The following is a 4094-nucleotide window of genomic DNA, read 5'->3' on the forward strand; positions in this document are numbered from 1 at the left end:
TTATAATACAGGTTAATAAGGCTAGTTGAGTAAATGAGCCGCTATTAGGAGGCGTATCAATATGGCTATTAGCCGAGACTTTAATAAAGATCCATTTATTGTTATTTGGGAACTCACAAGAGCTTGCCAATTAAAATGCCTGCACTGCCGTGCGGATGCACAATATAAAAGGGACCCACGTGAACTATCGTTTGAAGAGGGAATAAATTTAATTGATCAAATATATGAAATGAACAATCCGATGCTTGTTTTTACTGGCGGAGACCCGCTAATGAGAGACGATGTTTTTGAAATTGCAAAATATGCAGTAAATAAAGGTGTACGGGTGTCCATGACACCAAGCGCAACACCTAATGTAACAAAAGAAGCGATTGAAAAGGCAAAAGAAGTAGGTCTATCTCGTTGGGCATTTAGTATTGATGGTCCTAAAGCGGAAATTCATGATCATTTTAGGGGAACAGCTGGTTCATTTGACCTTACAATGGAAAAAATAAAATATTTGCATGAAGTTGGATTGCCTATTCAAATAAATACCGTTATTTCCCGTTATAATATTGACTATCTTGATGAGATGGCAAAAATGGTAGAGGATTTAGGCTGTGTGTTATGGAGTGTCTTTTTCCTGGTTCCAACTGGCAGAGGTCAAGAATCTGATATGATTTCGCCTGTTCAACATGAAAAAGTATTCAGATGGTTATACGATTTAAGCAAGCGCGTTTCTTTTGATATTAAAACAACCGAGGCAATGCACTATCGGCGAGTCGTGATTCAACAAAAAATGCGTGAAGCGAAGAAAACATCAAATGAAATTGAATATTTAAGTGCATTAACAGAAAAAGGGTTAACAGGCTCCATTGACGGTCTTGGCCGTGCGCCCAAAGGTGTTAATGATGGAAATGGCTTTGTGTTCATCTCTCATGTTGGCGATGTTTACCCAAGTGGATTATTACCAGTTAAGGCAGGGAATATCCGCGAAACGCCATTGGCAGAAATTTACCGTGAATCACCTATATTCAAATCTCTTCGTAATCCAGATCTTTTTAAAGGAAAATGTGGTGTCTGTGAATTCCGCCATGTATGCGGTGGATCAAGGTCTAGAGCGTATGCGATGACTGGAGATTATCTAGAAAGCGAGCCATTCTGTGTTTATATTCCAAAATCATTAAGAGAAAAGCAAGTACAGGAAAAGTAGAAAAATAATACAAGGCTGCCCCATTTTTGTGAGACAGCCTTGTGTGTAATGATAAGGAAATAAAAAAGGATGGCTTCCCATATTATTCAATACTGCAATAGACCACAGAGCAATTTTCACAATCGATTTCATTTTTTAAATATTGTAAATCCAAAATAGATATTTTGCCTTTTTTAACAGAAATAATATTTTCTTTTTTTAGGTCGCTTAGGATTCGATTAGTGCTTTCGCGTGATGTACCGCAGAAATTAGCCAGTTCTTGATTGGTTAGCGGCAGATCAATTAGAATCTCATTCCCTTTTTGAATGCCATAACTATTTGACATACGGATAAGCGTTGAAAATAGTGCACCACGTTTTCCATTTAAGACCAGGTCGCGAAATTTTGTTTGTGTTTTACGGAAATGGTCACTCATCCATTTCATGAATTCAAATGCAAGCTTACTATTTTGAAATATCTCACTTTCAATGACATCTTTTTTTATGGCGACAACTTCTCCTTCCTCCAGAACCATCGCACTTAATAGATATCTTGGATTATCTGTAAAAAGGGTTAATTCCCCGCAAATATCATTATCTCCACAAATTCTTAATGAAAGTTCACGGCCATCTGATGTGATTTTACTAATTTGAACTTTTCCGGAAATGATAATGTAAAGTTCCTCGGCAACCATTCCTTCTTGAAATAGAAAGCTCCCTTTTTCACTTTTAAATTTCCGGTCTGCAAATCTAAGCAATTCTTTTATTTCAATTGAATGAGTTGGTTTCATTGTCATCGGATTCACCCTCTACGTGTCATCTTTACTACTATCTTCCTGATAAACATGAATTGTTTGTTAGTAATATTTTATCTCATCAGTAGCCAATAAAAAGAAGTAAACAATGACAATATAGTGAAAACTTTCGGAGCAAAAAATACAATTTCATAATCGACATTTGAGTATTGTCAACTTGAAAATCTTTCTCCAAACAATTATTTATAGACTGGCGAACATCTGCTAAGATAAGACTTATAGTAATAAGTATGGTAATAGTGAATAAAGTAACAATCTGTCTAATGAATAACTGATACACTTAAATAAGGTTCCATAAAATAATGGAGTTGAGAAAATGGTAAAAACCATTATTAAAGATAAATTAAATAGACCGTTGCATGACCTGAGGATATCCGTGATTGACCGCTGCAATTTCCGCTGTCAGTACTGTATGCCAGCAGATCAATTTGGTCCGGATTTTGAATTTCTGCCAAAAAGCGCCTTACTGTCATATGAAGAGATTGAACGTCTGGCGAAAATATTTGTCAGTTTGGGTGTGGAGAAAATCCGTCTAACTGGGGGAGAGCCTCTTCTCAGGAAAGATTTGCCTATTCTTGTTCAAAAATTGTCAGTGATAGAGGGATTACATGATATTGGGTTAACGACCAATGGCGTTCTCCTACCGAAATATGCAAAAAAGTTAAAGGAAGCTGGTCTCAAACGCGTTAACGTTAGTCTTGATACGTTAAACGATGAATTGTTTGGGGAAATTAACGGGCGCGGAGTAGGCACAGGTCCCGTATTAGAGGGCATTGAAGCAGCCAAACAAGCTGGGCTTGGGGTCAAAATTAATATGGTTGTAAAGAAAGGTCTAAACGAAACAGAAATTATTCCAATGGCAGTGTATTGTAAAGAAAAGGGATTAGAGTTGCGTTATATTGAATTTATGGATGTTGGCGCTACAAACGGCTGGAAAATGGATGATGTCATTACCAAAAAACAGATTTATTATTTATTAAAGGAACAATTTGAACTCGAGCCAGTTGACCCTGCCTATTACGGGGAAGTGGCAAAACTGTACCGATATAAAGATAAAGATGTGAACGTGGGCTTTATTACATCTGTATCCGAATCGTTTTGCACAAGCTGTACCCGGTCACGGTTATCGGCGAATGGTCAGATATTTACTTGTTTATTTAATGGAAATGGGCATGATATTCGGAACTTTATGAGAAATGGCGCCACTGATGAAGAAATCCGTGAGAGGGTGAGTGCCATTTGGAATGGCCGAGATGATCGATATTCAGACGAAAGAACGGCAGAAACGTATAAAAATCGTAAAAAAATAGAAATGTCTTATATTGGCGGTTAACCTCTCTTCATAAGAAGAGAGGTTTTTTTACACAAAAAAACAGCCTTTGAGGCTGTTTTAATCATTATATATACCTTGGAAATAGGATATTGTTTTCAAGATGTACATGCATAAAGGTTAATCCTTCTAATGCCTCAAGACGAGCATACACTAGACGATACGTACCACAGGCATCGTGAGGAAGTGTAAAGTCATCTGTTACTGCACGGATTTTTCTTAAAATTTCTCCTGCATGATCATGCTCTTTTTCTAATTCAACAATCATCGCAATAGCTTCTTCACGGTTCTCGATGGTTCCATCAGCAAGTTGCTTAATTAATGGAAAAACAATCGCTTCTTCTTTTGCCATATGTTCCAGCAATTCATTTTTGAATTCATAAAAGAGTTCGTTAACCTTAAATAATTCTGGGTGATGTTCTCCATGGACACGAGATACTTTTGTTACATAGGGACTAAGCATTGTTAGTTCCTCATCAGATACACGGTGGTAGTTGGAGATGACATGATTAATAATCGTAGCTGAATCAGAGTTCGTCCAAACTTCCACATCTTTTTCGGCGTTTTCGTATGTTTCAAAGACTCCTTGTAATTCTGTTAATAAAGTATCGAGGTTAAGATTATTTTGAGCCACTGCTTCTGTTAATGAAATGTTTCCTCCACAACAAAAATCTATTCGGTTCTTTTTAAACACATCACTTGTTTTTGGTAATTCGTTTACAATATCTTTAACTAATGAATTAGCGTTAATAGTGAAACTCATCGTATAAATCCTCCTT

4 protein-coding genes are annotated in these 4094 nt (G+C 36.7%); 2 read left to right on the top strand and 2 right to left on the bottom strand.

The window, feature by feature from the left end; genetic code table 11:
- Positions 1 to 61 precede the first annotated feature (61 nt).
- Positions 62 to 1192 (top strand): TIGR04053 family radical SAM/SPASM domain-containing protein, encoded by a 1131-nt coding sequence (locus V7137_RS30070; RefSeq protein WP_335701463.1) that lies wholly within the window; start codon positions 62 to 64, stop codon positions 1190 to 1192.
- An 82-nt stretch (positions 1193 to 1274) separates the two neighbouring features.
- Here V7137_RS30070 and V7137_RS30075 read toward each other — a convergent pair whose 3' ends face one another.
- Positions 1275 to 1967 carry a Crp/Fnr family transcriptional regulator gene (locus tag V7137_RS30075; protein ID WP_335701464.1) on the bottom strand — a complete coding sequence of 231 codons (693 nt, stop codon included), beginning with the start codon at positions 1965 to 1967 and terminating at the stop codon, positions 1275 to 1277.
- Between the two features lie 334 nt (positions 1968 to 2301).
- On the opposite strand from V7137_RS30075, the gene moaA reads away from it, so the two are divergent.
- Positions 2302 to 3318, top strand: a complete 1017-nt coding sequence (moaA, locus tag V7137_RS30080; RefSeq protein WP_335701465.1) for a GTP 3',8-cyclase MoaA — start codon at positions 2302 to 2304, stop codon at positions 3316 to 3318.
- Positions 3319 to 3382: 64 nt separating this feature from the next.
- Here the strand turns inward: moaA and ric are convergent, their stop codons facing one another.
- Positions 3383 to 4078 carry an iron-sulfur cluster repair di-iron protein gene (gene ric, locus V7137_RS30085; RefSeq protein ID WP_335701466.1) on the bottom strand — a complete coding sequence of 232 codons (696 nt, stop codon included), beginning with the start codon at positions 4076 to 4078 and terminating at the stop codon, positions 3383 to 3385.
- Positions 4079 to 4094: the final 16 nt, after the last annotated feature.

The organism is Neobacillus drentensis (genome assembly GCF_036962765.1).
In the GTDB taxonomy this organism is placed as follows: Bacteria; Bacillota; Bacilli; order Bacillales; family Cytobacillaceae; genus Neobacillus; species Neobacillus drentensis_C.